The organism is Streptomyces sp. Alt3 (assembly GCF_030719215.1).
In the GTDB taxonomy this organism is placed as follows: domain Bacteria; phylum Actinomycetota; class Actinomycetes; order Streptomycetales; family Streptomycetaceae; genus Streptomyces; species Streptomyces glycanivorans.
The window spans coordinates 5,475,038-5,502,009 of record NZ_CP120983.1 but is presented as its reverse complement, the minus strand read 5'-3'; the positions used below and the strand labels follow the sequence as shown (position 1 = coordinate 5,502,009).

The window sequence follows — 26,972 nt, the reverse complement described above, 5'->3', positions numbered from 1 at the left end:
CTGTCACCCGAAGGGGCCTACTTCACGACGGTCAGCGGCAGGAGCTTCTTGCCCGTGGGGCCGATCTGGATGTCCAGGTCCAGCTGCGGGCACACGCCGCAGTCGAAGCAGGGGGTCCAGCGGCAGTCCTCGACCTCGGTCTCGTCGAGCGAGTCCTGCCAGTCCTCCCAGAGCCAGTCCTTGTCGAGGCCGGAGTCCAGGTGGTCCCAGGGCAGGACCTCCTCGTAGGTCCGCTCGCGGGTGGTGTACCAGTCGACGTCCACGCCGAAGGCGGGCAGCGTCTTCTCGGCGCTCCTCATCCACAGGTCGTAGCTGAAGTGCTCGCGCCAGCCGTCGAAACGGCCGCCGGACTCGTAGACCTCGCGGATGACGGCGCCGACGCGGCGGTCGCCGCGGGAGAGCAGTCCCTCCACGATGCCGGGCTTGCCGTCGTGGTAGCGGAAGCCGATGGAACGGCCGTACTTCTTGTCGTCGCGGATCTTGTCCCGGAGCTTCTTCAGCCGGGCGTCGGTGTCCTCGGCGCTGAGCTGCGGGGCCCACTGGAACGGGGTGTGGGGCTTGGGCACGAAGCCGCCGATGGAGACGGTGCAGCGGATGTCGTTCTGCCCGGAGACCTCACGGCCCTTGGCGATCACGTTGACCGCCATGTCACCGATCTGGAGGACGTCCTCGTCGGTCTCGGTGGGCAGACCGCACATGAAGTACAGCTTCACCTGGCGCCAGCCGTTGCCGTACGCGGTGGAGACCGTACGGATCAGGTCCTCCTCCGAGACCATCTTGTTGATGACCTTGCGCATGCGCTCGGAGCCGCCCTCGGGGGCGAAGGTGAGGCCTGACCTGCGGCCGTTGCGGGTCAGCTCGTTGGCCAGGTCCACGTTGAAGGCGTCGACGCGGGTGGAGGGCAGCGAGAGCCCGATCTTGTCGTCCGTGTAACGGTCGGCGAGGCCCTTGGCGATCTCACCGATCTCGGTGTGGTCCGCGGAGGAGAGCGACAGGAGCCCGACCTCCTCGAAGCCGGTGGCCTTGAGACCCTTCTCCACCATCTCGCCGATGCCGGTGATGCTTCGCTCCCGCACGGGGCGCGTGATCATGCCGGCCTGGCAGAAACGGCAGCCGCGGGTGCAGCCGCGGAAGATCTCCACGGACATCCGCTCGTGGACCGTCTCGGCGAGGGGGACGAGCGGCTGCTTCGGGTACGGCCATTCGTCGAGGTCCATCACGGTGTGCTTGGACACGCGCCACGGCACACCGGACTTGTTGGGCACCACACGGCCGATGCGGCCGTCGGGCAGGTACTCGACGTCGTAGAAGCCGGGAACGTAGACGCCGCCCGTCCTCGCGAGGCGGAACAGCACCTCCTCCCGGCCGCCGGGGCGGCCCTCGGCCTTCCAGGCGCGGATGATCTCGGTGATCTCCAGGACGGCCTGCTCGCCGTCGCCGATGACCGCGCAGTCGATGAAGTCCGCGATCGGCTCGGGGTTGAAGGCGGCGTGGCCGCCCGCCAGAACGATCGGGTGGTCGACGGTGCGGTCCTTGGACTCCAGCGGGATGCCCGCGAGGTCCAGGGCCGTGAACATGTTGGTGTAGCCCAGCTCGGTGGAGAAGCTGAGGCCGAACACGTCGAAGGCGCCGACGGGGCGGTGGCTGTCCACGGTGAACTGCGGCACCTTGTGCTCGCGCATCAGCTCCTCGAGGTCCGGCCACACGCTGTACGTGCGCTCGGCGAGGACGCCCTCGCGTTCGTTGAGCACCTCGTACAGGATCATGACGCCCTGGTTGGGCAGTCCGACCTCGTAGGCGTCCGGGTACATGAGTGCCCAGCGGACGTCGCATTCGTCCCACGGTTTGACGGTGGAGTTCAGCTCACCGCCGACGTACTGGATGGGCTTCTGCACATGCGGGAGCAGAGCTTCGAGCTGCGGGAAGACCGACTCGGCAGACATCTGAGGACCTTCGTAGCTGGCAGGGGTGACCATCAAGCGTAACCCGGTGCTCAACCTTCCAGCGCCGCGCGCGGTCCTGGGCGGGACGCCCGCGCCCAGACCTCGGGCAGCTCGCGTTCCCGTGCCTCCGCCGTCGCTTCCTCCCGGCCGTACAGGAGTCCCCAGGTGAAGGCTGACTCCCCCGCGCCGTGCGCCTGGACGGCCAGGGTGCGCAGGGCGTCGCGCGCGACGACGCTGTCCTGGTGGTCGCCGAGGACCGACTGCACGGACTTCATCCGCCTGGCGAACCTCTTGGCCGGCTTGCCCAGGGCCGGCCTGGCGGCCTCGGCGGCGTAGCGGACGCGTTTGGCGGCCTTGCGCGCCTCGTGCATGGCGGTGTCGCGCTCCTCGCCCGCGGGCAGGCCCAGGGCGTTCCCTACGCGCGTGGCGAGGCGTTCGTAGTCCTTGAGAACGGCGCGGGGCAGGGTGGCCCGCGGTGCCCGCGCCGCATCGGGACGCAGCGGCGGGTCGGCGAGGAGACCGTCCAGCGCGTCCAGCAGCGTCAGGTAGCGCTCCGCGTCGAGCACGGAGGCCACCCGCCTGCGCGAACCGGTGCGCCGGGCCACGGAGGTGATCCGCAGCCGGGCCTCCACGGGTCCCAGGACCAGGGTCCCCGGCAGCGCGGCGACACGGGAGCTCAGCCGTGCGTCGAGGACCTCCTGGTCGCGGTCGACGCCCAGCTCGGCGGCGAGCCATTTCAGTTCGTCGCGGAGCGGGTCGGTGACGCTCCGGTCGAGCACCTTCCGGTACGTCCTGAGGGCACTGCGCAGCCGGCGCGTGGCGACCCGCATGCGGTGGACACTGTCGGGCAGGTCACGGCGTACGGCGGGGTCGAGCTCGACCAGGGCCGTGACCTGGCGGCGTACGTAGGCGAGTACGTGATCACCGGCGGTGCGCGGGGCGGGTTCCTTCTTCTCCTTGCGCCGCGGCTTGCCCGGGGCGGTCTCGGCCAGGGCCCTGGACAGCTTGGAGGGCGCGGCCGACGGCCGGATCCCGGCCTTGCGCAGCCGGCGCTCGACGGCGTCGAGGAGGGCGGGGTCGGCGTCGTCGGCCAGTTCGACCTCCATCTCGGTCCACGCCGCGGTGGCACCGTGCCCCTCCTCGGTCAGGCGTTCCGCGAGGACCTCGTCGATGCTCACCTCGGCGAGAAGGGCGCCGTCCGCGTCGAGGAGGTGGTGGACGTCCCGTGCGGAGAGGATCCGGACCACGGGGTCCACCGGGGTCCGGCGCACACGGGAGCGGAGCAGATCACCGAGGCCGGGCGGCAGGGCGTCGGTGAGCGGCGCCCGGATCTCCTCGCGTACGTCGGCGGAGACGGGGATCTTGAGGTGCCAGCCGGCGTCGTCACCGCCGGTCCTGCGCCGGAGCGTCAGGGAGTCCGCGGCGAGCCGGAGGTCCGCGGTGTCGTAGTAGACGGCGTCGAGTTCGCCGAGCCCCCGGTGGACGACGGCCGAGATCCCGGCCGCACGGGTCAGGTCCGGCAGCCGGGTCTCAGGAGTCGCTTCGTACTTCCGCTCGACCTCACGCTTCGAGTCCGCCATATGACGAATCTATCCGCGATGCCCCGGAACATGCAGGGCTGGGCGAACCTCAGGCCGACATCGGCCGTTGCACCTTGATCGACTGGAGCAGCCCGATCGCCACCCAGACGGCGAACATCGACGAGCCTCCGTACGACACGAACGGCAGGGGCAGTCCGGCCACCGGCATGATCCCGAGGGTCATCCCGATGTTCTCGAAGGACTGGAAGGCGAACCAGGCGATGATGCCGGCGGCCACGATCGTGCCGTAGAGCTCGGTCGTCCCGCGGGCGATACGGCAGGCGCGCCACAGGACGACGCCGAGGAGGACGATGATCAGCCCGGCTCCGAGGAAGCCGAGTTCCTCGCCCGCGACGGTGAAGACGAAGTCGGTCTGCTGTTCCGGGACGAACTGGCCCGTCGTCTGTGACCCGTTGAAGAGTCCGGTGCCGGTGAGCCCGCCGGAGCCGATGGCGATGCGGGCCTGGTTGGTGTTGTAGCCGACACCCGCCGGATCGAGTGCCGGGTTGGCGAAGGCCGCGAAGCGGGCGATCTGGTAGTCGTCGAGGACGCCGAGCTGCCAGACGGCCACCCCGCCGGCCGCGCCCGCGCCGAGAAGCCCGAAGACCCAGCGGTTGGACGCGCCGGATGCGAGGAGGACGCCGAGCACGATGACGGCCATGACCATGACCGAGCCGAGGTCGGGCATCAGCATGACGACGGCCATCGGGACGAGCGCCAGTCCGAGCGCCTTGGCGACGGTCCGGTGGTCGGGGTGCAGCTGGTCACCCGCGTCGACGCGGGCGGCGAGCAGCATCGCCATGCCGAGGATGATCGTGATCTTGGTGAACTCGGAGGGCTGGAGGGAGAAGCCGCCGGGCAGGAGGATCCAGGCGTGCGCCCCGTTGACGGTGGCGCCCAGCGGGGTGAGGACCGCGAGGACGAGCAGGACCGACAGCCCGTAGAGGACCGGCACCGCTCCCCGCAGGGTGCGGTGCCCGAGCCAGATGGTGCCGATCATCAGCGCGAGGCCGATGCCCGTGTTGAGCGCGTGCCGGAAGAGGAAGAAGTACGGATCGCCGTGGGTGAGGGAATCCCGGCCACGGGTCGCCGACCAGACCAGCAGCGAGCCGACGAAGGACAGCGCGAGGGACGATCCGAGCAGGGGCCAGTCCAGCCGCCGCACGACCGAGTCGCGGGCGGTGAGCCTGGCCCAGACGGAGCGTTCCTCGGGGCCGTAGCGCGAGACGGAGAATCCGGCCATCAGTCACGCCTCCCGACGGTCGCCGGCAGGGCACCCGCAAGAGCCTGCGTGCCGTCGTCGACGGGCGCGGGGACGTACGGCTTGATCTTGGGCGACTCGATCTGGCCGTCGGGCTTGATCTTGGGCAGTGCCTTCTGGGGCTGGGGAAGCAGCGCCTTCTTGATGTCCTGCTTGCCGCTGGCGTCGAGCCCGTAGAGCGCGTTGTAGATGTTGCGCACGGCGGGGCCGGAGGCGCCGGAGCCCGTACCACCCTGGGAGATCGTCATGACGATCGAGTAGTCCTTGGTGTACGTGGCGAACCACGAGGTCGTCTGCTTGCCGTAGACCTCGGCCGTGCCCGTCTTGGCGTGCATCGGGATCTTGTCCTGGGGCCATCCGCCGAACCTCCAGGCGGCGCTGCCCCGGGTCGCGACTCCCGCGAGGGCTTCGTCTATCTCGTCGCGCGTGTCTCCCTTGAAGGGGAGCTTGCCGTGGGCCTGCGGCGCGATCTCCTGGACGGTCCTGCCGTCGCCGCTGACGATCGCCTTGCCGACGGTCGGGTCGTAGAGGGTGCCGCCGTTGGAGATCGCGGCGTAGATGGTCGCCATCTGGATCGGAGTGACGAGCGTGTCGCCCTGGCCGATCGAGTAGTTGACGGAGTCACCGGCGCGCATCTTGTTGCCCTCGAGGCAGCCTTCGTACGCGATCTTCTCGACGTACGTGCCGTCCTTCTTGCCCTGCTTGCACCAGGACGCCTTGTTGACGTCGTAGAAGTCCTGCTTCCACTTGCGGTCCGGAACGCGGCCGGCGACCTCGTTGGGGAGGTCGATGCCGGTCTCCTTGCCGAGCCCGAACTGGTGGGCCGTCCTGTAGAACCAGTCGGCGGGGTCCTTCTTCGGCTTGTTGCCGCCGTCCTTGGCCCATTCCTTGTGCGCCAGGCCGTAGTAGACCGTGTCGCAGGAGACCTCCAGGGCGCGCCCGATGCTGATGCTGCCGTAGCCCTGGGACTCGAAGTTCTTGAAGACCTGTCCGCCGATGGAGTACGAGCTGGGGCAGGGGTAGTTCCCGTCGAACGGGTACCCGGCGTTGACCGCCGCGGTCGAGGAGACGACCTTGAAGATCGACCCGGGTGCGGCCGTGCCCTGGATGGCCCGGTTCAGCAGCGGGAAGTTGGACTTCTTGCCGGTGAGCTTCGCGTAGTCCTTGGCGGAGATGCCGCCGATCCAGGCGTTGGGGTCGTACGTCGGCAGGGACGCCATGGACACGATGCGGCCGGTCTTGGCCTCCATGACGACGACGGCCCCGGAGTCGGCCTTGTACAGCTCGTTGGTGTTGCGGTCCATCTCCTTGCGGGCCGTCTCCATGGCCTTGTTCAGCTCGTACTCGGCGACGGCCTGGACCCGTGCGTCGATGGAGGTGACGACGCTGGAGCCGGCTTCGGCCTCGTCGTTCTGGGCCTGGCCGATGACGCGGCCGAGGTTGTCGACCTCGTAGCGGGTGACACCGGCCTTGCCGCGCAGTTCCTTGTCGTACGTACGCTCCAGGCCGGAGCGGCCGACCTGGTCGGAGCGGAGGTAGGGCGAGTCGCTGTCCTGCGCCTTGGTGACCTCTTCGTCCGTGACGGGCGAGAGGTAGCCGAGGACCTGCGCGGTGTTGGCCTTGCCGGGTGCGGCGTAGCGGCGCACGGCGGTGGGTTCGGCGGTGATGCCGGGGAAGTCCTCGGCGCGCTCGCGGATCGTGAGGGCCTGCTGGGTGGTGGCCTCGTCGGTGACCGGGATCGGCTGGTAGGGCGAGCCGTTCCAGCAGGGCTGCGGGGTCTTGGCGTCGCAGAGCCTGACCTTGTCCTGGACGTCCTTGGGCTTCATGTCCAGGACGTCGGCCAGGCGGTTGAGGACGCCGACGCCGTCGTCCTTCATCTTCATCAGCTCGGTGCGGCTGGCGGAGACGACGAGGCGGGTCTCGTTGTCGGCGAGGGGCACCCCGCGCGCGTCGAGGATGGCACCGCGGACAGCGGGCTGCACGACCTGCTGGACGTGGTTGTTCTTGGCCTCGTCGGTGTACTCCTGACCGTTGCGGATCTGGAGGTACCAGAGCCGTCCGCCGAGCGTCAGGAGCAGGGAGAACACGAGGACCTGGATGACGACGAGACGGATCTGGACCCGCTGGGTCCGGCCCGTCTCCGGAATGTTGCTCACGGGGCGCCCCCGGTGGTGGTGGGTCGGCCGGGGGTCCGGGGGTCGACGCCCCCGGTGCTCGTCCGGTGCCGGTACGGGCTCACAGTCGCTTGACCCCCTTGATCCTGCCTGCACGTGCGGCGCGGCTGCGGGCCGCCCTCAGGCGCATCCCGTTCCGCTGGTTCCCGATCCGCAGCCCGGTGCCCGAGGCCAGCCAGCCGGCGGCGACGTCACCGCTGCCGGAACTGTCGGCGACCGGGTCGTTCTCGGTGCGTCTGGCGAGCGCCATGATCAGCGGAACGGTGAACGGCGCGAGGAGCAGGTCGTACACGACGGCGGTGAACAGCAGACTGCCCAGGCCCACGTGGCGGGCGGCCGTGTCGCCGACGAGGGAGCCGACACCCGCGTACAGCAGGGTGGACCCGAGTGCCGCGACGACGACGAAGGCCATCGGGGTGAAGGCCGACTTGAGCCGGCCGTTGTCGGGGCGCGTCATGCCGGCGACGTAGCCGATGACGCAGAGCACCAGGGCGTAGCGACCGGCCGCGTGGTCGGCGGGCGGTGCCAGGTCGGCGAGGAGGCCCGCGCCGAAGCCGATCAGGGCGCCGCTGACGGGCCCGTACACGAAGGCGAGTCCGAGGACGACGAGGAGCAGCAGGTCGGGCGTGGCGCCGGGGAGCTGGAGCCGGGCGAGGACGGACACCTGGATGACGAGGGCGACCACGACCAGGGCGACGGAGAGCAGCATCCTGTTGATACGCATGGGGATCAGCTCTATTCCTGCTCGTTCGCCGCGTCACCGGCGGCCGGGTCGGCGTTGCCGGAGGCGTTCGGTGAAGCGCCCGGGGAGGCGGAGGAGCCGGGCTCCTCGTTGATGTTCCCGACGACCTTCCCGTTGCTGTCGACGAGGTCGCCGTTCGGCTGGGCGGTGACGGTGACCGTCGGGGTGGGCTTGGGCTTCTCCGGCTTCTTGGGCTGCGCGGGGAGGACCATGTCACGGGGGTTCTCGCGGGGCGCCTGGACGACGATGCCCACGATGTCGAGCTTGGTGAAGCCGACGAACGGGCGGACGTAGACCGTCCGGGTCAGGTCGCCGCCCGAGGGGTCGACACGGACGACCTCGCCGACGGGCACCCCCGGGACGAAGGGCTTGTCCTTGCTGGACCCGAAGGTGACCAGCCGGTCGCCCTTCTTCACGTCGGCCTTGCCGTTGAGGAACTGGACCGAGAGCGGCCGGGCCCCCTGTCCCGTGGCGAAGCCGAGTTCGTCCGTCTTCTCCAGCCGGGTGCCCACGGTGAAGTCGGGGTCGTTGGCGAGCAGGACGGTCGCGGTGTTCGGACCGACGGTGGTGACCCGCCCGACGAGCCCTTCGCCGTTCAGTACGGTCATGTCGCGCTGGAGACCGTCCTCGGCCCCGGCGTCGATGGTGATGGTCCAGGAGAAGCCCTGGGCCGCTCCTATGGCGATGACCTGGGCGGCCTTGATGCCGAACTGGCCGGCCCCGGCGCTCTTCAGCATGGTGTCGAGCTGACGGACCTTGCTGGTGTTGCGGTCGTCGCTGCCGAGCTTGGTCTTCAGCGCGGCGTTCTCGTGCTCCAGAGCCGCGATCCGGTCGTGCCGGTCACCGGAGTCCCGTACGGCGCCGATGGCGTTGCCCACCGGGTCCACCGCCGCCGCGACGCCGTTCTCGACCGGTCCGAAGACCGTGGCCGCGGCCTGCCGGGCTCCGTCCACCGGTGACTCCTCGCCACCGCGGATGTCCACCGTGATCAGGGCGAATGCGATGGCGATCAGCAGCACCAGGAGCAGCCGGCTCTCTCGTGTGTCCCTCACGTGCGGCGGCCGTGCCTTCCTCGTCGGAATGTTCGTGCCTGTATTCGAAATGTTGGTGCCTTTATACCGACGTTCCGCCGTACGGGACGGCAGTGCCCGTACGGCGGAACGTCGCGGTTCCTACCGCCGGGGCTGGGCGTCCAGCACCTGCTGGAGCGCCTCGAACTCCTCGACGCACTTCCCGGATCCGAGGGCCACCGAGTCCAGCGGGTCCTCGGCGATGTGGATCGGCATGCCCGTCTCGTGGCGCAGCCGCTCGTCGAGTCCGCGCAGGAGCGCGCCGCCGCCGGTGAGGACGATGCCGCGGTCCATCACGTCGCCCGAGAGCTCCGGCGGGCACTTGTCGAGCGTCGTCTTCACGGCGTCGACGATCGCGTTGACCGGCTCCTCGATGGCCTTGCGGACCTCGGTGGCGGAGATGACGACGGTCTTGGGCAGGCCCGAGACCAGGTCGCGGCCGCGGATCTCGGTGTGCTCGTCCTTCTCCATCTCGAACGCCGAGCCGATCGTGATCTTGATCTGTTCGGCGGTCCGCTCGCCGAGGAGGAGGGAGTACTCCTTCTTGATGTGCTGGATGATCGCGTTGTCCAGTTCGTCACCGGCGACCCGGATCGACTGGGCAGTGACGATTCCGCCGAGCGAGATCACGGCGACCTCGGTGGTGCCGCCACCGATGTCGACGACCATGTTGCCGGTGGCCTCGTGGACGGGCAGACCTGAGCCGATGGCCGCGGCCATGGGCTCCTCGATGATGTGCACCTGACGCGCGCCCGCCTGCGTCGACGCCTCGATGACGGCGCGTCGCTCGACCCCTGTGATGCCGGAGGGCACACAGACGACGACCCGCGGGCGGGCCAGGTAGCGGCGCTTGTGGATCTTGAGGATGAAGTAGCGGAGCATGCGCTCCGTGATCTCGAAGTCGGCGATCACGCCGTCCTTCAGAGGCCGCACGGCAACGATGTTGCCCGGCGTGCGGCCGATCATCTTCTTGGCCTCGGAACCGACCGCCAGGATTCCGCCGGTGTTGGTGTTGATGGCCACGACGGACGGCTCGTTCAGAACGATGCCGCGCCCCCTGACGTACACCAGCGTGTTGGCAGTCCCGAGGTCGATAGCCATGTCACGGCCGATGAACGACATTGAGTTCCCCTTGTTCCCCATGAGGATGCGTCGGGCCTTCCCAGGAAGCGAAGAATGGCTTGTTCTAGGTAGGCGAGGTTGGCGCTGCGGGCGTGGAAGCTTCCATCGTAGTGCCGTATGCACGGACACAGCGCGAGGGTCCTTCGCCGTGGCGGGCGGAACGGCTGCCCGTTCCACCCATGGTGACGTTACGTCGGAGGGATGCGTTCCCGCGATACGTGACCCTATGCCGAAGGGCGACCGAATTACTTCGGTCGCCCCAGGTCATGAGCGCTGATTGGCGGAGCCGAAGTCAGGAAAGCCCGGGAAAGAAAAGCTTGAGTTCTCGCTCTGCGGACTCCTCGGAGTCCGAGGCGTGGATGAGGTTCTCCCGGGTGATCGTGCCGAAGTCACCGCGGATCGAGCCGGGCGCGGCGGCGATCGGGTCGGTGGGACCGGCCAGGGCACGGACGCCCTCGATCACCCGCTCGCCTTCGGCCACAAGAGCGACGACGGGGCCGGAGGCCATGAACTCGACGAGCGGCTCGTAGAACGGGCGGCCCTTGTGCTCGCCGTAGTGCTGCTCCAGCGTCTCCTGGTCGAGCGTGCGCAGCTCCAGCGCGGTGATCGTCCAGCCTGCCTTGCGTTCGATGCGGCCGACGATCTCGCCGATCAGCCCACGCCGGACGGCGTCGGGCTTGAGAAGGACGAGGGTGCGCTGAGTCATGTGCGGCTCCTTGGAGACTTTCGGGTGCGGGTGAGGGCGAGATTACAGGGGTACGCCGGCCGGTCCGCGACCGGGCTCACGCTGCGTCATCCTTGGGCCGGAGCCTCCGCGCTCTCCTGCGCCTCGGCCTGGGCCGCCCATCGCGCCTTGGCCTCGTCGATCCTGCGGCCGTAGTGGACCGAGGCCCACCACAGCGCGGCGAAGATCACTCCGAGGATGAACATCATCGGGACGAAGAAGCCGCTCAGCACCAGCAGGATCTGGAGCCCCCAGCCGAGCTGGACGCCGCCGGGGCGGGTGATCACACCGCAGAGCAGGACGGAGAGCAGCATGCCGATGCCGCAGACCGTCCAGACCGTGGCCATGGACATGTCGTCGGACTTCATCGCCACGAGCCCGGCGAAGCCGATGACGAAGAATTCGCCGATCAGCGTCGAAGCACAGAGCGTACGCACAGGGTCAGCGCCTTCCCAGAAGCAGCCGGGCCTCGCCGACCGTGATCACGGATCCGGTCACCAGGACCCCGGCGCCCGCGTATTCGGCCTCTTCCTCGGCGAGGGTGATCGCCGCCTCCAGGGCGTCGTCGAGGCGCGGCTCGACCTGGACGCGTTCGTTGCCGAAGACCTCGACGGCGACGGCCGCGAGCTCGTCCGCGTCCATGGCGCGCGGGCTGGAGTTCTGGGTGACGACGATCTCGGCGAAGATCGGCTCGAAGGCTTCGAGGAGCCCCCGGACGTCCTTGTCGCCGCTCGTGCCGACGACGCCGATGAGCCGGGAGAAGCTGAACGCCTCGGAGATCCCCTCGGCTGCGGCGAGTGCGCCGGCCGGGTTGTGCGCCGCGTCCAGCACGACGGTCGGGCTGGACCTGACGACCTCCAGACGGCCCGGCGAGAGGACGGAGAGGAAGGCCTTGCGGACCGCCTCCACGTCCAGACTGCGGGCCTGCTCCGCGCCGATGCCGAAGAACGCCTCGACGGCGGCCAGCGCGACCAGGGCGTTGTGCGCCTGGTGCGCCCCGTAGAGCGGCAGGAAGATGTTGTCGTACTCGCCGCCCAGGCCCCGCAGGGTCAGCAGCTGGCCGCCGACCGCGATCTCGCGGGAGACGATGCCGAACTCCATGCCCTCGCGGGCGACCGTGGCGTCCACCTCGACGGCCTTCTTCAGCATGACCTGCGCGGCGTCGACCGGCTGCTGCGCCAGGATCACCGTCGCGTCCTGCTTGACGATGCCGGACTTCTCGCCTGCGATCTCGGCGGGGGTGGAGCCGAGGCGGTCGGTGTGGTCCAGCGAGATGGGGGTGACGACGGCGACCGTGGCGTCGATGACGTTCGTCGCGTCCCAGGTGCCTCCCATACCGACCTCGACGACCGCGACGTCGACCGGCGCGTCGGCGAAGGCCGCGTACGCCATGCCCGTCAGCACCTCGAAGAACGAGAGCCGGTAGGGCTGCTGGGCGTCGACCATCTCGATGTACGGCTTGACGTCGTTGTACGTCTCGATGAAACGCTCGGCGTCGATCGGGGCGCCGTCCAGGCTGATCCGCTCGGTGATCGACTGGACGTGCGGGGAGGTGTAGCGGCCGGTGCGCAGGTCGAGGGCGTTCAGCAGGGCCTCGATCATGCGGGCCGTGCTGGTCTTGCCGTTCGTCCCCGTGATGTGGATCGAGGGGTAGGCGCGCTGGGGCTCACCCAGCACGTCCATCAGGGCCGCGATACGGGTCACCGACGGCTCGAGCTTGGTCTCGCCCCAGCGGCCGGCGAGCTCCTGCTCCACCTCGCGCAGCGCCCGGTCGGTCTCGGGGTCGGCGGGGCGGTCGGGGACCGCCTCACCCTGGGGCGGTCCCGACTGGGTGCGCAGCGTGCGGCTCCCGGCCTCGATCACCGCCAGGTCGGGATCGCGCTGGGTCTCCTCGTCGACGATCTCCGCGAAGGTGTCGTCGGGATCGGACGCGTCGTGCCGGTCTGAAGGGCGGGGCTCACTCACAGGGCCAGTCTACGGATGGCCGCGGACATCGCGCGCAGCGCCCGGTGCCGCGCTCCCCCGGGCACGGCGGAGCCCCCGCGCTCCCGGTCGGTCGGGGGCGCGGGGGCTCCGCACTCAGGTCATCAGCCCTTCGGCAGGTTCGCCAGCTGGGCGCTGATCCGCTCGATGTCGGCGTCCGCCTTGGCGAGCCGGCCACGGATCTTGTCGACCACGTTGTCCGGGGCCTTCGCCAGGAAGGCCTCGTTGCCGAGCTTCCCGTTGGCCTGGGCCTTCTCCTTCTCGGCGGCGCCCAGGTCCTTCGTCAGGCGCTTGCGCTCGGCCTCGACGTCGATGGTGCCGGAGAGGTCGAGGCCGACCGTGGCGCCGGCGACCGGAAGCGTGGCCGTGGCGTGGAAGCCCTCGCCGGCGGGCTGCAGGCGCAGCAGCTGGCGGATGGCGGCCTCGTGCGGGGCGAGAGCCGTGCCCGTCAGGGTCAGCTCGGCCGGGACCTTCTGGCCGGGCTGGAGGCCCTGGTCGTTACGGAAGCGGCGGACCTCCGTGACGACCTGCTGGACGAGCTCGATCTCCTTCTCGGCCGCGTCGTCGCGGAAGCCGGAGTCGCCGGGCCACTCGGCGATGACGATGGACTCGCGCCCGGTGAGCGCGGTCCACAGCGCCTCCGTGACGAACGGGACGATCGGGTGCAGCAGCCTCAGCATCACGTCCAGGACCTCGCCGAGGACCCGGCCCGAGACCTCGGCCGGGCGGCCCCCCGCGAAGAAGGTGGTCTTGGAGAGCTCGACGTACCAGTCGAAGACCTCGTCCCAGGCGAAGTGGCGCAGGGACTCACTGATCCTGGCGAACTGGAAGTCGTCGTAGAAGGCGTCGACGTCCGCGACGGTCTTGTTGAGCCTGGACAGGATCCAGCGGTCGGTGACCGACATCTCCTCGACCGGGGGCAGTTCACCCTCGATCGTGGCGCCGTTCATCAGGGCGAAGCGGGTGGCGTTCCAGATCTTGTTGGAGAACTTCGCCGAGCCCTGGACCCATTCCTCCCCGATCGGCACGTCGGTGCCCGGGTTGGCGCCGCGCGCGAGGGTGAAGCGCAGGGCGTCAGAGCCGTACTTGTCCATCCAGTCCAGCGGATTGACCACGTTGCCGAAGGACTTCGACATCTTCTTGCCGTGCTCGTCGCGGACCATGCCGTGCAGGACGATGGTTCCGAACGGCGGGACGCCGTCGTTGACGTACAGGCCGAACATCATCATCCGGGCGACCCAGAAGAAGAGGATGTCGTAGCCGGTGACCAGGACGGAGTTCGGGTAGAACTTCGCGAGGCTGTCGGTCTGTTCGGGCCAGCCGAGCGTGGAGAACGGCCACAGGCCCGAGGAGAACCAGGTGTCCAGGACGTCGCTGTCCTGGGTCCAGCCCTCGCCGGAGGGCGCCTCGTCGTCCGGCCCGACGCAGACGACCTCGCCGTTCGGTCCGTACCAGACGGGGATACGGTGGCCCCACCAGAGCTGGCGCGAGATCGTCCAGTCGTGGAGGTTGTCGACCCAGTCGAAGTAGCGCTTCTCCATCTCCTGCGGGTGGATCTTGACGCTGCCGTCGCGGACCGCGTCACCGGCGGCCTTGGCGAGCGGGGCGACCTTGACCCACCACTGGAGCGAGAGGCGCGGCTCGATGGTGGTCTTGCAGCGCGAACAGTGCCCGACGGAGTGGACGTACGGCCGCTTCTCGGCGACGATCCGGCCCTCGGCGCGCAGGGCGGCGACGATGGCGGAGCGGGCCTCCAGCCGGTCCAGGCCCTCGAACGGGCCGGGGACGGTGATGACCGCGCGCTCGTCGAGGACGGTGAGGAACGGCAGGTCGTGGCGCCTGCCGATCTCGAAGTCGTTCGGGTCGTGCGCCGGCGTCACCTTGACGGCGCCGGTGCCGAACTCCGGGTCGACGTGGTGGTCGGCGACGACGGGGATCGTACGGTCCGTCAGCGGCAGCTTGATCTGCTTGCCGACCAGGTGCTTGTAGCGCTCGTCGTCGGGGTGGACGGCGACGGCGGTGTCACCGAGCATCGTCTCGGCGCGGGTGGTGGCGACGACGATCGTCTCGTCACCGTCCCCGTACGTCATGGAGACCAGCTCGCCGTCGTCCTCCTGGTACTCGACCTCGATGTCGGAGATCGCGGTGAGACAGCGGGGGCACCAGTTGATGATGCGCTCGGCGCGGTAGATCAGCCCGTCGTCGTACATCTGCTTGAAGACGGTCTGGACGGCCTTGGACAGGCCCTCGTCCATCGTGAAGCGCTCACGGGACCAGGCGACGCCCTCGCCGAGGCGGCGCATCTGACCGGAGATCTGACCACCGGACTCGTTCTTCCACTGCCAGACGCGCTCGACGAAGGCCTCGCGGCCCAGGTCGTGACGGGACTTGCCCTCCTTGCCGAGCTCGCGCTCGACGACATTCTGGGTGGCGATCCCGGCGTGGTCCATGCCCGGCTGGTAGAGCGCCTCGAAGCCCTGCATGCGCTTCCGGCGGACGAGAGCGTCGATCAGGGTGTGCTCGAAGGCGTGGCCCAGGTGCAGCGATCCGGTGACGTTCGGCGGCGGGATGACGATGCTGTAGGGCGGCTTGTCGCTGTTCTCGTCGGCTTCGAAGTAACCGCGTTCCACCCAGCGCTCGTACAGCTTCCCCTCTACGTCGGCCGGCGCGTACTGGGTCGGCAGTTCGGGGATGCTGGCTGGCTGCTGCGCTGCGTTCTCGGTCACGCCAGACAGTTTAGGGGCGTCACAGTCGTGCACTGAAACCGGTTTGTTGAGTAACGGTGTGCACCTGGGTGACCTGAGTGGGCGCCGTTTCCGTCAGGATGTTCGGAACGCATAAGCATTCGGAGGGGACAGCACCATGAGCTACAACCAGCCGGGCCCGTACGGCGGCCAGCCGCCGCAGGGCCAGCCCGGACCGTACGGACAGCAGCCGGGTCCGTACGGACAGCAGCCCGGCCCTTACGGCGGCCAGCCCCCGCAGGGTCCGCCGCAGGGCCAGCCCGGCTACGGCTACCCGCAGCAGGCCCCCCAGGGCGTCCCGCCGCAGCAGCAGCCCCCGCAGGGCTACGGCTACCCGCAGGGCCAGCAGCCGGGCCCCTACGGCCAGCAGCCGCCCACCCCGCCGTACGGCGGCCAGCAGGCGTACCCCGGCATGCCGCCTCAGCCGGGCGCCCCGAAGAAGAAGACGGGCCTGATCATCGGCGCGGCCGTGGTCGCGCTGGCCGTGGTCGCGGGCGGGGTGTACTTCCTCACCTCGGGCGGCGGCAACGGTGACGTGGCCGACTCGACCAAGGGCTACAAGATCACGCCGGCCGCCTCGGTGGGCGACTACAAGAAGAGCGACAGCGACTCGTCGTCGGACACGATGACGAGCAAGGAGAAGACCGAGGCCGAGGCCCTGGGCATCAAGGACGCCCACAAGGCCCAGGCGCAGTACCAGAGCGGCGACCTCGACAAGAACCCCCTCACGACCAAGATGCTGATGCTCTTCGGCAACTGGGGCGAGGTCTCCGACCCGGCGAAGGCCCTCGACGGCATGTTCACCCAGGCCAAGATCGGGATGGCCCAGAGCGACAACGAGGGCAAGGCCACTCTGGTCGGCAGCCCCGAGAGCGTCACACCCGAGGGCTTCGAGGGCGCACTCATGAAGTGCCAGCAGATGAAGGTGGTCAACGACGAGGCCGACGGCACCGCGGCAGGAGGCCCCAAGGAGATGCTGATGCCTGTCTGCATCTGGGCCGACTACAGCACCGTCGCGGCGGTCGTGGGCGTCGACATCGGCGCGGCGATGACCAACAAGTCCATGACGCAGGACGAGGTGGCCGGCCTGGCCGCCAAGCTCTACAACACCTCCCGCACCAAGGTCTGACCCTCGACGCCGAAGGGGCGCCCGGCCGTCGGCCGGGCGCCCCTTCGCGTGCGCGTCGTTCTCGTCGCCGCTACGCGGACTTCTCGTGACGGCCGCCGTCGTTCTTGCCGATCGCGCGGGAACGAGTGCGCGGCGAATCAGAGCTTCACGGACAGGTTTCCGACCGTCGCCAGTATCGTCAGCTCGCCTCCGATTGCGTGCAGGTAGGCCGACATCGTCGATGTGTCCAGACGCACGCCACCACGCTCGATCTGACTGATCCGCCCCTGAGTCACGCCCATGGCCTTCGCCACCTGGACCTGGGTCAGCCCCTGCGCCTTCCGGAGGGAAGCCAGCTCGTGGCCCCGCTCCGCGTCGACCATCTCGCTCTTGATCGCATCGATGCGGGCGCGCTTCTCCGGTGTGATGTCAGCCGCGAGGTCGGCCATGCTGCCGAGGTTCATCCGTCCTCCTCCTTCAGAGCTTCAAGGTAAGCCATGTACTTGGCATCGGCTTCTCTGATCGCCTTGGGGTACCAGGCTGCCCACTGCCGCCCGCTCGCCTTGTTTCCCGCGACGAGGAACACAGCTCGTCGTACCGGATCGAAAACGAAGAGCATCCGGATACTTACCGTGCTGCCGTTGCGTGGACGGAGCTCACGCATGTTGCGGTACCGGCTGTCCTCGATCGCCCCGACCGTCGGTCGCCGTAACGCCGGACCAGCCTCCTGGAGGCGCTCCAAGGCGGCTATGACGTGATCGTGACTATCCGGATCCTCCTTGGCCAGCGCATGAATCCAGTCCAGGACATCTGCGAAGAATCTGAGTTCGTACGGACCGTCCACAGTGAGAAATATTAGCACTGACTAATGCTGACGGGTCAAGAAAAGGGGCGCCCGGCCGTCGGCCGGGCGCCCCTTCGCGTGCGCGTGGTCGTCGCCGCTACGCGGACTTCTCGTGGCGGCCGCCGTCGTTCTTGCCGATCGTGCGCGGCTCGCGCGGGACCAGCGTCGGGTTGACGTTGTTGCGGACGACGTCCGGGGTGATGACCACGCGGGCCACGTCCTTGCGGGACGGCACGTCGTACATCACGGACTGGAGGACCTCTTCCATGATGGCGCGCAGGCCGCGCGCGCCCGTCTGGCGGAGGATCGCCTGGTCGGCGATGGCTTCGAGGGCCTCCCGCTCGAATTCCAGCTCCACGCCGTCGAGTTCGAACAGGCGCTGGTACTGCTTCACCAGCGCGTTGCGCGGCTCGATCAGGATCTGGAGCAGTGCCTCGCGGTCCAGGTTGTGGACCGAGGTCAGCACGGGCAGACGGCCGATGAACTCGGGGATCATCCCGAACTTCACCAGGTCCTCCGGCATGACCTCCTGGAACTGGTCGCTCGCCTGGATCTCCAGCTTGGAGCGGATCGTCGCGCCGAAGCCGATGCCCTTGGCGCCGGCCCGCGACTCGATGATCTTCTCCAGGCCCGAGAAGGCGCCGCCGACGATGAACAGGACGTTCGTCGTGTCGATCTGGATGAACTCCTGGTGCGGGTGCTTCCGTCCACCCTGCGGCGGTACGGAGGCGGTGGTCCCCTCCAGGATCTTCAGCAGGGCCTGCTGGACGCCCTCGCCGGAGACGTCACGGGTGATCGACGGGTTCTCGCTCTTGCGGGCGACCTTGTCGATCTCGTCGATGTAGATGATCCCGGTCTCGGCCTTCTTGACGTCGTAGTCGGCCGCCTGGATCAGCTTCAGCAGGATGTTCTCGACGTCCTCGCCGACATAGCCGGCCTCCGTCAGCGCCGTCGCGTCCGCGATGGCGAACGGGACGTTGAGCATGCGGGCCAGCGTCTGTGCGAGGAGTGTCTTGCCGGAGCCCGTGGGGCCCAGCAGCAGGATGTTCGACTTGGCGAGCTCGATGGCGTCGTCGCGATTCGAACCGCCGCCGTTCTCGCCGGCCTGGACCCGCTTGTAGTGGTTGTACACAGCGACCGAGAGGGCCTTCTTCGCGGGCTCCTGCCCGACGACGTACCCCTCGAGGAACTCGTAGATCTCGCGCGGCTTGGGGAGCTCCTCCCACCGCACCTCGGAGGTCTCGGCGAGCTCCTCCTCGATGATCTCGTTGCAGAGATCGATGCACTCGTCGCAGATGTACACACCGGGTCCCGCGATGAGCTTCTTCACCTGCTTCTGGCTCTTTCCGCAGAACGAGCACTTGAGCAGGTCGCCGCCATCACCGATGCGTGCCACGAGGTGCTTCCCCTTCGCCTGGGAGCAGCCTGGTTCAGCGGCTCCTGGTGCCTCTATCCGACGGTACCTTGCCTGGCCCCCCGTTCGGGCCCCCCTTGGCACGGTTCACACGGCCGGGGCCGTGCGGACGGAATGTGCCAAGGGGAAAGACCGACGTCAGACCGACGCGCCTGCGGTGGTCTTACGGGTGGAGACGATCTGGTCCACCAGACCGTACGCGAGTGCGTCGTCGGCGGTAAGGATCTTGTCGCGCTCGATGTCCTCGCTGATCTTCTCCAGCGGGGTGGTGGAGTGCTTGGCCAGCATCTCCTCGAGCTGGGTGCGCATCCGCAGGATCTCGTTGGCCGCGATCTCCAGGTCGGAGAGCTGCTCACGGCCGGTCTGCGAGGACGGCTGGTGGATCAGCACACGGGCGTGCGGGAGCGCCATGCGCTTGCCCGGGGTGCCCGCGGCCAGCAGGACCGCGGCGGCGGAGGCGGCCTGGCCCATGCAGACCGTCTGGATGTCCGGCTTCACGAACTGCATCGTGTCGTAGATCGCGGTGAGCGCGGTGAACGAGCCGCCGGGGCTGTTGATGTAGATCGAGATGTCACGGTCCGGGTCCATCGACTCCAGGCACAGCAGCTGCGCCATGACGTCGTTGGCCGAGGCGTCGTCGATCTGGACTCCGAGGAAGATCACGCGCTCCTCGAAGAGCTTCGCGTACGGGTCGTACTCACGCACGCCCTGCGAGGTGCGCTCCACGAAGCGCGGGACGACGTAGCGGTTGTCCACCTGCGGGCCGGTGTAGAGGCCGCTCGCGGAGGCGCCGGAGAAGTTGTTCATGTGGGTCTTCACCATCCTGGTGGCGTATCTGTGGGCTGTAGGTCTCGGCGTACGAGAGGGTGCGGGGTGGTGCACGCCCGGATCAGGCGCCGGTGCCGCCGCCGCCCGGGATGCCCGACGCGACCGTGATGATCTCGTCGATGAGGCCGTAGTCCTTGGCCTCCTCGGCGGTGTACCAGCGGTCGCGGTCGCCGTCGCGGATGATCGTCTCCACGGTCTGGCCGGAGTGGTGGGCGGTGATCTCCGCCATCCGCGTCTTCGTACGGAGCAGGTACTGCGCCTGGATCTTGATGTCCGAGGCGGTACCGCCGATGCCGGCCGAACCCTGGTGCATGAGGATGTCGGTGTTGGGGAGCGCGAAGCGCTTGCCCGCAGTGCCACCGGTGAGCAGGAACTGGCCCATCGAGGCCGCCATGCCCATACCGATGGTGACCACGTCGTTCGGGATGTACTGCATGGTGTCGTAGACCGCCATGCCTGCCGTCACCGAGCCGCCGGGGCTGTTGATGTAGAGGTAGATGTCCTTGTCGGGTTCCGCGGCAAGGAGCAGAAGCTGTGCGGTGATCTTGTTGGCGATGTCATCGTCGACCTGCTGACCGAGGAAGATGATGCGCTCGCCGAGCAGTCGGCTGTAGACCTGGTCACCGAGGCCTCCACCGAGGGACGGCTCTCCGGCGGCGTAGGGCATCAGATTCGTCACGTATCCACCTGCTCGTCTCTGACGGCTCCGGCCGTCTCAGCGTCTTCGTACCGGGCGGGCCGGGACTACCCGACCCTTCCTATTCATGGACCCTAACGCGCAGGTGGGACAACGCCATCCCGGTTCCCCAACTGTTCGCTGGGAGCGCAAGGTGAGCAGTCCGCACAAGGGTTCCCGGGTACCTCCCCCGGGCGCGGGCCGATACGACGGCGGGCCCCGGACGTGGTACGTCCGGGGCCCGCCGCGTGGATCAGGTCAGCGAGCTGAACGGGGCTCAGGCCTCGTTCTTCTCGTCCTTCTCCTCAGCCTTCTCGGTGCCCTCGGCGGCCTCGACCGTCTCGGCGGCCTCGTCCGCTGCCTCTTCCTCGTCCTCGAGCTCGACGATCTCACCGTTGGTGTCCGTGACCTTGGCGGCCTCGACGACGACGGCGAGCGCCTTGCCGCGGGCGACCTCGCCGACGAGCATCGGCACCTGGCCGCCTTCGACGACGGCCTGGGCGAACTGGTCGGGGCTCATGCCGGAGGAAGCCGCACGCCGCATGAGGTGCTCGGTGAGCTCCTCCTGGTTGACGTTCAGCTTCTCCTTGTTGACGAGCTCGTCAAGGATGAACTGGGTCTTGATGCCCTTGATCGCCTGCTCGGAGGTCTCGTTCTCGAACTCCTCCAGGGTCTTGCCCTGGATCTCGAGGTACTTCTCCAGGTCGAGACCCATCTGACCGAGCTGGTGGTGCTCGAGGTTGTGCTTGCGGGTCTGGACCTCGTCCGCGAGAAGCTTCTCGGGGATCGGGACCTCGGCCAGCTTCAGCAGCTCCTCGAGGACGCGCTCCTGGGCCTGGGTGGCCTGGTCGTACTGCTTGGTGTTCTCGAGGCGCTTGCGGCTGTCCTCGCGGACCTCGGCGAGCGTGTCGAACTCGCTCGCCATCTGCGCGAAGTCGTCGTCCAGCTCGGGCAGTTCGCGGGCGGAGACGGCGGTGACCTTGACGGTGACCTCCGCTTCCTTGCCCTCGGCGGAGCCGCCCTTCAGCTCGGAGGTGAAGGTGGCCTCGCCACCGGCCTCCAGGCCGGTCACGGCCTCGTCGATGCCGTCGAGGAGCTCGCCGGAACCGATGGTGTACGAGACACCCGCGGCCACGCCGTCCTCGAGGACCTCTCCGTCGACCTTGGCCTCCAGGTCGATGGTCACGACGTCGCCCTCGGCGGCGGCGCGCTCGACCGGGTTGGTGGACGCGAAGCGCTCGCGGAGCTGCTCCACGGCCTTGTCGACGTCCTCTTCGGTGACTTCGAGTGCGTCCACGGTGACCTCGATGCCGGAGTAGTCCGGAATCTCGATCTCGGGACGGACGTCCACCTCGGCGGTGAAGGCCAGCAGCTCGCCGTCCTTGAGCTCGGTGATGTCGACCTCGGGCTGGCCCAGAACGTTGAGCTCACCCTCGTTGACAGCTTCGGTGTAGAACTTCGGAAGGGCGTCGTTGACGGCCTCCTCCAGCACAGCACCACGGCCGAACCGCTGGTCGATGACGCGGTTCGGGATCTTGCCCTTACGGAAGCCCTTCACCGTGACCTGCTGGTTGATCTTCTTGTACGCCGCGTCGAGGCTGTCCTTGAGCTCCTCGAAGGGCACCTCGATGCTGAGCCGAACCCGAGTCGGGTTCAGGGTCTCCACGGCGCTCTTCACGGTTCGGTCTCCTTGGTGGCTGACTTCTTGGGGTTCTGCTGGGCCGCCGAGAGGCGGCTTCGCGGATCGAGCCCGGTACATCAGACACACGGGCACGCAATTTGCATAGTAACGGCAAGGTGGAGGACTCCCACAATGCGATCTTGCTGGTGGTCGGGGTGGCCGGATTCGAACCGACGACCTTCCGCTCCCAAAGCGGACGCGCTACCAAGCTGCGCCACACCCCGTCGGTGCGACACGTAGGGTACATGCCGACGAGCGCTGCGTCGGCCGCTTTGCACGGGCCGTCACCGAGCCCGTCACGGGGGCACGCCGATACGGGTGTGCGGACACCATCCCCGACCCGCTACGATGCTGTGCGTACCGAGTTCCGCCGGGCCTTTCCGGTCCGGTGACGCGGTGTCTGCGGGCGTAGCTCAATGGTAGAGCCCTAGTCTTCCAAACTAGCTACGCGGGTTCGATTCCCGTCGCCCGCTCCAACGGCCCAGGGCCGGGCGGAGGATTTTTCCTCCGCCCGGCCCTGGGTGTTTCGCGTGGCACTTCGCACGTGTGGCACAGGTCACGGGCGAGGGCCTGCGGCTCGGCGCCGGCCGCTACGCGTGAGGCAGCGCGTCCCGCACCGCCCTGGCGGAGGCGGCCGGGTCGTAGCCGTCGGGGACGCCCTCGACCAGGATGATGTCGCCCTCGATGTGCCGAGAGCGCAACGGCGCGATCTCCTGGTACTCGGGAGAGTCCCACCAGGCCCGCGCCTCGGCGATCCCGGGGAAGCCGAGCACCACGACACTTCCCGGCCAGGCACCCTCCTTCACCTCGTGCGGCATGAAGTGCACCAGGAAGCTGCCGCCGTACGTCTCGAAGGTGGCGGGTAGCCGCTCGACGTACTCGGCGATCTCCGGGTGCGGGGCGGCGTCCTGCAGGTGGGCTATGGCGTAGGCGGGCATGGCGTCCTTCCGGTCGGCGGGGCTGCGTCGCTCCGGAGCCTGGCAGGTCCGCTCCCCGGGTTCGATTACCCGGCGGGTAAGGAGGTCCGCCCGAGGCGGAACGGCGGTGCGGCCCGGGCGAGTTCGAGGCGCTCACAAACCGCGCACCCGCCCCGCTGCCGCGAACGCGCCGACGGGGCGGAGGGGTTCGGCCGCCCGCGCCGACGGGGCGGAGGGGTTCCGCCGCCGTTCGCCCGTGCGTAGGACCCGACGGGCGGTCGCCTGCCGGGCCGGGCACTTCCGTGTGACTCCTCAGAAGCTGATCTGGTTCAGCGTGTCGGCTATCGAGTTCATGAATCTGTTGATCGACGGCGCCATGCCCGTCGACGCCAGGAAGAAGCCGAACAGCACGGCGACGACCGCCGGCCCGCCCTTGATCGACCCACCGCGGATCAGCACCACCAGGACGACCCCCAGCAGAAGCACCACAGACAGTGAAATGGCCACGACTGATCACACCCTTGGTCGGTCCGCCTTGCCGGCCCGGTGGCATGCGGCCGGCACACACCTCCGTCGCGCCCATCGTGCCACCAACTCCCCTGCTGATGCTGCCGGGTGAAGGAGGGAAACGACCGGATCACGCCATCCTCCGCGCCCGCGCGCGCCCGGGCGTGACCGGGCGTGCGCCGTGGCGTCACGGGGGCGGCGCGGGCGCGGACGGCAAAGCTGTGCACCCGCTGTGCGCAGGGCAGTTCGAATAACGGTCGATGTGATCGTTTCCATATCCCCACACTTCATTCACAGCGATTTGCCAGGAGTTCGTGCGACGAAATTCACTCTCGCCAACCAGCCACCTATATGCCCTGTTTAAGGTGGATGAATCAGTACGTAACGGGCACTCATGGGTGGTTTCGCATTCGAATGACCGGGAACACGCGGTATTTCTAGCGAGTTTTACGCGTGCCGATCGACGGGTCTAAGGTGCAGCAGATGTCCAAAGCTCCGAGCGAAATTCAAAGGGCCCCGATCACCCCGGAGAGCCGGGAGTCGGAGCCGAGACGTGAGCAGGTGCTGACGGTCGAGCGCGCCCCCGCCGCCGCTTCACGGACCGCTCAGGACCGCACCGGTGCACCCGCTCCGGCCAAGCACCGCGACGCGTACTTCGACAATGTGAAGTACCTCGCGATCGTGCTCGTCGCCGTGGCTCACGCCTGGGAACCGGTGATGGACGGCAGCCGGGTCACCAGAGCGCTGTACATGTTCGTGTACACGTTCCACATGCCGGCGTTCATCCTCGTCTCCGGCTACTTCTCCCGTTCGTTCGACATGAGCTCGGCCAAGGTGAAGCGTCTCGTCACCGGGGTCGTCGTGCCCTATGTGCTCTTCGAGACGGCGTACTCGCTCTTCAAGCGCTATGCGGGCGGCGTGGACGACGCCCCCATCAGCCTGCTCGACCCGCTGTTCCTCACCTGGTTCCTGATCGCCCTGTTCATCTGGCGTGTCACCACACCGATCTGGCAGTCCCTGCGCCACCCGCTGCCCGTAGCGCTCGTGATCGCCATGCTCGCCTCGGTGTCCCCCGAGATCGGTGACGACCTGGACCTGCAGCGCGTCTGCCAGCTCCTGCCGTTCTTCGTGCTCGGTCTGCTGATGAAGCCGGAGCACTTCCAGCTGATCCGCCGACGCGAGGTGCGGCTGCTGGCCGTGCCGCTGGCCGCCGGTGCCCTCGCCTTCGCCTACTGGGCCGCGCCGCACATGCGGCTGGGCTGGTTCTACCGCAGCAACAGCGCGCAGGAGATGGACTTCCAGTGGTGGACGGGGCCCGTGATGACCCTGGCCATGTTCGGATGCGCGCTGCTGCTCACGTTCGCGTTCCTCGCCTGGGTCCCCCGCCGCCACATGTGGTTCACCGCGCTGGGTGCCGGGACCATCTGCGGCTACCTGCTGCACGGCTTCCTGATCAGGGCCGCTGACTACTACGGCCTGTTCGAGCACAACGAATGGCTCTCCGGCCCCGTGGGGCTCGTCCTCGTCTCCCTGGTCGCGGCCGTCGCCGTGACCCTGCTCTGCACCCCGCCGGTCCGGCGCGTCATGCGCTTCGCGACCGAGCCGGACATGAAGTGGGCGTTCCGCAGGTCCCCCGCCGAGCGCTGAGCCTGTCCGGATCGGCCCCCTCTCCCCGGGGGCCGGTCCCTCAGCACGTCAGCCCGTGGCGGGGTTGGCTTGATCCCGTCGTTCGACCGGCCCGGCGCCCCCGCCGAGCCCCAGCAGGCCGCGTACCTGCGCATATTTCTCGGTCAGACGGGTACGGGTCGCCGGCTCCAGGACCGCGAGCCGGTCGGGGTCCGCGTTGTGCGCCAGATCCGACTCCTTGATCAGCAGCGCTCCGGGCGTGGCGAGAATCCGCCCGGTGTACGCGAAGAGGTCCTCGCCGTCCCGCTTGGTGACGGCGAGGACCATTTCCTTTACCCGCCCGGACAGCGGGGCGTCCTCCAGCCACCGCCGGGACAGCGCGCCGTCCTCGACCGCGTCGTGCAGCCAGGCGGCGGCGATCTGCTCCTCGCTGCCGCCCCGGATCCGTACGCCCTCGGCCACCGCGGCCAGGTGCTCGGCGTACGGGCGCCCCGCCTTGTCGGTCTGCCCGTGATGGGCCTCGCGGGCGATCGTCTCCACCTGGGACAGGGTCAGATACGGCGTCGGCATGGGCCGACTGTACGCCCGGTCGTCATCTCCTCCGACGGTTCCACGAGTGCACCCCTGATCGTTCGGTAAACTAATTACTGACGATTCCTTGACGCGCTCTTGACCGAAAGAAGGAGACAGGCTCATCGGACACGCAGACACGCTCATCGCCATGGGGGGCGCGTTCCTCGCCGCCGCCGTCCTCGCCCGCGTCGGCGGCCGCATCGGACTGCCGACCATCCCCCTCTTCATCCTCGCCGGGATACTCCTCGGCCCGCACACCCCCGGGGTCGTCCTCCTCGACGACCCCCACGACCTGGAGATGCTCTCCGCGCTCGGCCTGGTCCTGCTGCTCTTCTACCTCGGCCTCGAGTTCCACCTGGACGACCTGAAGAAGGGCGGGCGCAAGATGGCGCTCGCCGGCGGCACCTATCTCGCCCTGAACGTCGGCGCCGGTCTCGGCTTCGGCTTCGCGCTGGGCTGGGGCACCTCGGAAGCGCTGGTGCTGGCCGGTGTGCTCGGCATCTCGTCGTCGGCCATCGTCACGAAGGTCCTGGTCGACCTCGGCCGGATCGGCAACCCGGAGACCCGGCCGATCCTCGGCATCATCGTCGTCGAGGACGTCTTCCTCGCCCTCTATCTCGCCGCGCTGCAGCCGATCCTGTCCGGCGCGGACAGCCTCGGGGCCGCGGTGCTCGACGGCGGCAAGGCCTTCGGCTTCCTGCTGCTGCTCGCCCTGATGGCCCGGTTCGGCACGAAACTCGTCGGCAAGCTGATGAACACCAAGGACGACGAGCTCCTCGTCATCTCCTTCCTCGGTGTCGCCGTCTTCGTGGCCGGGGTGTCGGAGTGGTTCGGGGTCGCCGACGCGATCGGCGCGTTCATGGTCGGCCTGATGCTGGGCAGCACCACTTCGGGCACCCGCATCCTGAAGCTGGTCCATCCGCTGCGGGACGCGTTCGGAGCGATCTTCTTCTTCGCCTTCGGACTCTCCATCAACCCGGGCGACCTGCCCAGCGTGCTGTGGCCGGTGCTGGCCGCCGTCGCGGTGACCGTGCTGATGAACGTCTTCGCCGGAATGGCCACGGCCAAGATCTACGCCTTCGGTCCGAAGGCCACGGCGAACGTCTCCACCACCTTGCTGGCGCGCGGTGAGTTCGCCCTGATCCTCGCCACGATGGCGGCGGGCGCGGGCCTGGACGAGCGGCTCTCGCCGTTCATCGCCGGGTACGTGCTCCTGCTCGCGGTCCTGTCGCCGCTGGCGGCCGGCCGCTCGCACTGGCTCGCCCGGATCCTCCCCGGAGGGCGCACGCGGGACAAGGAGACCGAGAAAGAGGCGGTACCGGTCTGAGGGGCGGCCGACCCGGGTGCGGAGGTCCTGGCCGCGCACCCGGGATGACGCCCTGCGGTTCCGCTCCACCTTCGGGTGATTGCAGGGCCCGGAAATTGACGCCTGTACGTTTTCGACCGCTTCCGTAC

The 26,972-nt window shown here is 68.6% G+C and carries 23 protein-coding genes and 2 tRNA genes; 4 read left to right on the top strand and 21 right to left on the bottom strand.

Annotated features, from left to right (window positions below):
- Positions 1-17: 17 nt before the first annotated feature.
- The 11 genes from P8A20_RS24160 to P8A20_RS24110 all read right to left on the bottom strand — a co-directional run bounded on the left by P8A20_RS24160 (position 18) and on the right by P8A20_RS24110 (position 15,325).
- On the bottom strand, positions 18-1,943 hold the full coding sequence (locus P8A20_RS24160) for a TIGR03960 family B12-binding radical SAM protein (protein ID WP_147963414.1): 1,926 nt from the start codon (positions 1,941-1,943) through the stop codon (positions 18-20).
- A 50-nt stretch (positions 1,944-1,993) separates the two neighbouring features.
- A complete protein-coding gene (locus tag P8A20_RS24155; protein ID WP_306104252.1) occupies positions 1,994-3,523 on the bottom strand; it encodes a CYTH and CHAD domain-containing protein in 1,530 nt (509 codons plus the stop codon).
- A gap of 49 nt (positions 3,524-3,572) precedes the next feature.
- The gene (gene rodA, locus P8A20_RS24150; RefSeq protein ID WP_147963416.1) at positions 3,573-4,766 is read right to left on the bottom strand and encodes a rod shape-determining protein RodA; all 1,194 of its coding nucleotides are present in this window, start codon (positions 4,764-4,766) and stop codon (positions 3,573-3,575) included.
- Positions 4,766-6,940 carry a penicillin-binding protein 2 gene (gene mrdA, locus P8A20_RS24145; protein WP_147963417.1) on the bottom strand — a complete coding sequence of 725 codons (2,175 nt, stop codon included), beginning with the start codon at positions 6,938-6,940 and terminating at the stop codon, positions 4,766-4,768. Before mrdA ends, rodA begins: the two co-directional genes overlap by 1 nt.
- A gap of 79 nt (positions 6,941-7,019) precedes the next feature.
- Positions 7,020-7,682, bottom strand: coding sequence for a rod shape-determining protein MreD (mreD, locus tag P8A20_RS24140; protein ID WP_014156296.1), 663 nt, complete (start codon positions 7,680-7,682; stop codon positions 7,020-7,022).
- Between the two features lie 11 nt (positions 7,683-7,693).
- Positions 7,694-8,752 carry a rod shape-determining protein MreC gene (gene mreC / locus P8A20_RS24135; RefSeq protein ID WP_147963418.1) on the bottom strand — a complete coding sequence of 353 codons (1,059 nt, stop codon included), beginning with the start codon at positions 8,750-8,752 and terminating at the stop codon, positions 7,694-7,696.
- A gap of 120 nt (positions 8,753-8,872) precedes the next feature.
- On the bottom strand, positions 8,873-9,892 hold the full coding sequence (locus P8A20_RS24130) for a rod shape-determining protein (RefSeq protein WP_031091955.1): 1,020 nt from the start codon (positions 9,890-9,892) through the stop codon (positions 8,873-8,875).
- Between the two features lie 292 nt (positions 9,893-10,184).
- On the bottom strand, positions 10,185-10,598 hold the full coding sequence (gene ndk, locus P8A20_RS24125) for a nucleoside-diphosphate kinase (RefSeq protein WP_014156293.1): 414 nt from the start codon (positions 10,596-10,598) through the stop codon (positions 10,185-10,187).
- An 86-nt stretch (positions 10,599-10,684) separates the two neighbouring features.
- The gene (locus P8A20_RS24120) at positions 10,685-11,053 is read right to left on the bottom strand and encodes a DUF4233 domain-containing protein (protein WP_147963419.1); all 369 of its coding nucleotides are present in this window, start codon (positions 11,051-11,053) and stop codon (positions 10,685-10,687) included.
- Positions 11,054-11,057: 4 nt separating this feature from the next.
- Complete coding sequence (folC, locus tag P8A20_RS24115; protein ID WP_147963420.1) at positions 11,058-12,581, bottom strand: bifunctional tetrahydrofolate synthase/dihydrofolate synthase; 1,524 nt, start codon at positions 12,579-12,581, stop codon at positions 11,058-11,060.
- A 122-nt stretch (positions 12,582-12,703) separates the two neighbouring features.
- Positions 12,704-15,325 carry a valine--tRNA ligase gene (locus P8A20_RS24110; protein WP_147963421.1) on the bottom strand — a complete coding sequence of 874 codons (2,622 nt, stop codon included), beginning with the start codon at positions 15,323-15,325 and terminating at the stop codon, positions 12,704-12,706.
- A 136-nt stretch (positions 15,326-15,461) separates the two neighbouring features.
- Between P8A20_RS24110 and P8A20_RS24105 the strand changes: the two genes are divergently transcribed.
- Positions 15,462-16,472 carry a hypothetical protein gene (locus tag P8A20_RS24105; protein ID WP_147963422.1) on the top strand — a complete coding sequence of 337 codons (1,011 nt, stop codon included), beginning with the start codon at positions 15,462-15,464 and terminating at the stop codon, positions 16,470-16,472.
- Between the two features lie 137 nt (positions 16,473-16,609).
- Here the strand turns inward: P8A20_RS24105 and P8A20_RS24100 are convergent, their stop codons facing one another.
- The 7 genes from P8A20_RS24100 to P8A20_RS24070 all read right to left on the bottom strand — a co-directional run bounded on the left by P8A20_RS24100 (position 16,610) and on the right by P8A20_RS24070 (position 22,118).
- Positions 16,610-16,915 (bottom strand): helix-turn-helix domain-containing protein, encoded by a 306-nt coding sequence (locus P8A20_RS24100; RefSeq protein WP_147963423.1) that lies wholly within the window; start codon positions 16,913-16,915, stop codon positions 16,610-16,612.
- The gene (locus P8A20_RS24095) at positions 16,912-17,313 is read right to left on the bottom strand and encodes a type II toxin-antitoxin system RelE/ParE family toxin (RefSeq protein ID WP_306104251.1); all 402 of its coding nucleotides are present in this window, start codon (positions 17,311-17,313) and stop codon (positions 16,912-16,914) included. Before P8A20_RS24095 ends, P8A20_RS24100 begins: the two co-directional genes overlap by 4 nt.
- 79 nt (positions 17,314-17,392) lie before the next feature.
- The gene (gene clpX / locus P8A20_RS24090; protein WP_147963424.1) at positions 17,393-18,691 is read right to left on the bottom strand and encodes an ATP-dependent Clp protease ATP-binding subunit ClpX; all 1,299 of its coding nucleotides are present in this window, start codon (positions 18,689-18,691) and stop codon (positions 17,393-17,395) included.
- A gap of 156 nt (positions 18,692-18,847) precedes the next feature.
- Positions 18,848-19,531 (bottom strand): ATP-dependent Clp protease proteolytic subunit, encoded by a 684-nt coding sequence (locus P8A20_RS24085; protein ID WP_030122564.1) that lies wholly within the window; start codon positions 19,529-19,531, stop codon positions 18,848-18,850.
- A gap of 67 nt (positions 19,532-19,598) precedes the next feature.
- Complete coding sequence (locus P8A20_RS24080) at positions 19,599-20,204, bottom strand: ATP-dependent Clp protease proteolytic subunit (protein ID WP_030122563.1); 606 nt, start codon at positions 20,202-20,204, stop codon at positions 19,599-19,601.
- 286 nt (positions 20,205-20,490) lie between these two features.
- Positions 20,491-21,891 (bottom strand): trigger factor, encoded by a 1,401-nt coding sequence (gene tig, locus P8A20_RS24075; RefSeq protein ID WP_147963425.1) that lies wholly within the window; start codon positions 21,889-21,891, stop codon positions 20,491-20,493.
- Between the two features lie 150 nt (positions 21,892-22,041).
- Positions 22,042-22,118 (bottom strand) — tRNA-Pro (locus P8A20_RS24070).
- 178 nt (positions 22,119-22,296) lie between these two features.
- On the opposite strand from P8A20_RS24070, the gene P8A20_RS24065 reads away from it, so the two are divergent.
- Positions 22,297-22,370 (top strand) — tRNA-Gly (locus P8A20_RS24065).
- A gap of 114 nt (positions 22,371-22,484) precedes the next feature.
- Here the strand turns inward: P8A20_RS24065 and P8A20_RS24060 are convergent.
- Both P8A20_RS24060 and P8A20_RS24055 read right to left on the bottom strand, forming a co-directional pair.
- Positions 22,485-22,832 (bottom strand): DUF1330 domain-containing protein, encoded by a 348-nt coding sequence (locus tag P8A20_RS24060; RefSeq protein ID WP_147963426.1) that lies wholly within the window; start codon positions 22,830-22,832, stop codon positions 22,485-22,487.
- Positions 22,833-23,123: 291 nt separating this feature from the next.
- Complete coding sequence (locus P8A20_RS24055) at positions 23,124-23,318, bottom strand: hypothetical protein (protein ID WP_014156281.1); 195 nt, start codon at positions 23,316-23,318, stop codon at positions 23,124-23,126.
- Between the two features lie 483 nt (positions 23,319-23,801).
- Here P8A20_RS24055 and P8A20_RS24050 point away from each other — a divergent pair, with 483 nt between their 5' ends.
- Positions 23,802-24,965 carry an acyltransferase family protein gene (locus P8A20_RS24050; protein WP_187282403.1) on the top strand — a complete coding sequence of 388 codons (1,164 nt, stop codon included), beginning with the start codon at positions 23,802-23,804 and terminating at the stop codon, positions 24,963-24,965.
- A gap of 48 nt (positions 24,966-25,013) precedes the next feature.
- On the opposite strand, the gene P8A20_RS24045 is transcribed toward P8A20_RS24050, so the two are convergent.
- Positions 25,014-25,514, bottom strand: a complete 501-nt coding sequence (locus P8A20_RS24045; RefSeq protein ID WP_147963428.1) for an HD domain-containing protein — start codon at positions 25,512-25,514, stop codon at positions 25,014-25,016.
- A 151-nt stretch (positions 25,515-25,665) separates the two neighbouring features.
- On the opposite strand from P8A20_RS24045, the gene P8A20_RS24040 reads away from it, so the two are divergent.
- The gene (locus P8A20_RS24040; protein WP_147963429.1) at positions 25,666-26,844 is read left to right on the top strand and encodes a cation:proton antiporter; all 1,179 of its coding nucleotides are present in this window, start codon (positions 25,666-25,668) and stop codon (positions 26,842-26,844) included.
- The last annotated feature ends 128 nt before the right edge of the window (positions 26,845-26,972 follow it).

Coding starts and splice junctions, on each gene's coding strand:
- P8A20_RS24045 (WP_147963428.1), bottom strand. CDS start 25,514: ATGCCGACGCCGTATCTGACCCTGTCCCAGGTGGAGACGATCGCCCGC.
- P8A20_RS24080 (WP_030122563.1), bottom strand. CDS start 20,204: ATGCCCTACGCCGCCGGAGAGCCGTCCCTCGGTGGAGGCCTCGGTGAC.
- P8A20_RS24040 (WP_147963429.1), top strand. CDS start 25,666: ATGGGGGGCGCGTTCCTCGCCGCCGCCGTCCTCGCCCGCGTCGGCGGC.
- P8A20_RS24100 (WP_147963423.1), bottom strand. CDS start 16,915: ATGAACCTCGGCAGCATGGCCGACCTCGCGGCTGACATCACACCGGAG.
- ndk (WP_014156293.1), bottom strand. CDS start 10,598: ATGACTCAGCGCACCCTCGTCCTTCTCAAGCCCGACGCCGTCCGGCGT.
- P8A20_RS24160 (WP_147963414.1), bottom strand. CDS start 1,943: ATGTCTGCCGAGTCGGTCTTCCCGCAGCTCGAAGCTCTGCTCCCGCAT.
- mreD (WP_014156296.1), bottom strand. CDS start 7,682: ATGCGTATCAACAGGATGCTGCTCTCCGTCGCCCTGGTCGTGGTCGCC.
- rodA (WP_147963416.1), bottom strand. CDS start 4,766: ATGGCCGGATTCTCCGTCTCGCGCTACGGCCCCGAGGAACGCTCCGTC.
- P8A20_RS24130 (WP_031091955.1), bottom strand. CDS start 9,892: ATGTCGTTCATCGGCCGTGACATGGCTATCGACCTCGGGACTGCCAAC.
- P8A20_RS24155 (WP_306104252.1), bottom strand. CDS start 3,523: ATGGCGGACTCGAAGCGTGAGGTCGAGCGGAAGTACGAAGCGACTCCT.
- P8A20_RS24085 (WP_030122564.1), bottom strand. CDS start 19,531: ATGGTGAAGACCCACATGAACAACTTCTCCGGCGCCTCCGCGAGCGGC.
- P8A20_RS24060 (WP_147963426.1), bottom strand. CDS start 22,832: ATGCCCGCCTACGCCATAGCCCACCTGCAGGACGCCGCCCCGCACCCG.
- P8A20_RS24050 (WP_187282403.1), top strand. CDS start 23,802: ATGTCCAAAGCTCCGAGCGAAATTCAAAGGGCCCCGATCACCCCGGAG.
- P8A20_RS24105 (WP_147963422.1), top strand. CDS start 15,462: ATGAGCTACAACCAGCCGGGCCCGTACGGCGGCCAGCCGCCGCAGGGC.